This is a genomic window from Kurthia sp. Dielmo, from assembly GCF_000307285.2.
In the GTDB taxonomy this organism is placed as follows: domain Bacteria; phylum Bacillota; class Bacilli; order Bacillales_A; family Planococcaceae; genus Kurthia; species Kurthia populi.
The window spans coordinates 11,114-12,683 of sequence record NZ_HE578972.1; the positions used below are offsets into that span (position 1 = coordinate 11,114).

Below are 1,570 nucleotides of genomic sequence, written 5' to 3' on the forward strand. Positions count from 1 at the left end.
CAACAACAAATGTTGTTAATTTATGTTGAATCACTTCTTCATCATTAAATGCTGCATCTAATTGCCCTTTAATATCACCAAAGATTTTGCCCCATACAGCTGTACCAGATGTTTCTGATTTTAAGAACTTCAAACGCAATCCGGCATTTTGTAAGCCAATTTCAGCTAATAGTGGATGTGCAGTTGTTAAATCTTCAAAGATGCGATCAATTGTTTCTTCTGGTAAAAGCGTTTCTTCTTTGTAACCAACTTCTGTATTAATCGCATTAAAAAATGTACGTTCACGTGCCGTCATCTTAGCTTCAGCTGGCGTTGTCGCAGCGAATTTTTCAGCTTCTGCGCGCGCTTGCTTTTTCGTTTCTTCAAATAGTTCATTAATCATTTCGGCATATAACTCGCCTTGTTTTTCTTCTGGTTCACCATTTTGTACGGCATTTAAAAAGTTTTGTCGTGCTGTTTTAAAATCATTTGTTAAATTAATTGTCATCTATATGACCTCCTAGTTAAACTAAAAAACGAACCGTCCAAATCCTTTATTTTGTGGTTTTGGTGGTTCGCTCTGTGTATTCATTTTTTCCATCACTTTATTTACAATTTCATCTACATTCACTACAGGTTCTTTATTCAAAATTGTTTTCATCCGATTAATTACTTCTGGTGACAAACTAGAACCTGTTGAAGCAACAAATTTTGGTGCACTATTCGTAAACATGACTTCATCCGCAAAACCTAATTCAACGGCTTGTTGCGCAGTAAGCCATGTTTCTTTATTCATCATATCTAAAACTTCTTCTAACGATAATCCAGTTTTATTTACATAAGCACTGGCAATCGATTCATTAAAACCTTTTAAGACATCGGCTTCATGTTGCATTGTACGATTATCTCCGACTGCTTTACTAGATACATTATGAATCATAATTTGAGCTGTTGGACTAATCTTCCCATGACCGGCCATCGCAATCACAGATGCTGCAGATGCTGCAATCCCCACAATTTTAATATTTACCTTACCAGGATATTCTTTTAAGGCTGTATAAATTTCGCTACCAGCATAAACATCTCCACCACCCGAATTAATAATGATTTCGATATCTTCATTCGTTGAAGGTAGTGCGCTCACAATATCTTTTGGTGCTGTACTATCCATCTCAAACAAGTCATAAATCCATTTATCATCATTTGAAATGATGTCACCTATTACTTCTAACTTCACTGACTCTCACCTCCTTTGGTTGTGTTCGTATCTACTTTTTCATAGTTTTTCGTTAAAACATACACATCTAACTCTGGATCATCTACTCGGTCCATACCAAATAGTTCACGTACTTCATTTCGACTAAAAGCTCCGGACGCAATCAATTTATCTACAGCTTCCGAATTTTGAATGACATCATGAATGGCAATACCACGCAGTTGAATTTTTTCATCTTTCCCTAGCTTGATTTTTGCATTCAATTCATCTTCAATCTTCTTTAAAAGTGGTCCTAAACAAAACTTCACATAGGCTTTCATTGCATCTTCTAATTCGGCTACATCACCATGAATCAGATTAACGGGAATACCCAAG

The 1,570-nt window shown here is 35.9% G+C and carries 2 protein-coding genes and 1 pseudogene; all 3 read right to left on the reverse strand.

What is annotated here, in order from left to right:
* Positions 1–487 (reverse strand): annotated as a pseudogene (locus KTHG_RS20890) (phage major capsid protein); the annotation flags it as partial.
* A gap of 21 nt (positions 488–508) precedes the next feature.
* Entirely contained in the window at positions 509–1,216 is a 708-nt protein-coding gene (locus KTHG_RS20895) for a head maturation protease, ClpP-related (RefSeq protein ID WP_222424362.1), read from the reverse strand.
* Positions 1,213–1,570, reverse strand: a 358-nt coding sequence (locus tag KTHG_RS20900; protein WP_139996313.1) for a phage portal protein, incomplete at its 5' end; no start/stop codon positions are given. The genes KTHG_RS20895 and KTHG_RS20900, both read right to left, overlap by 4 nt.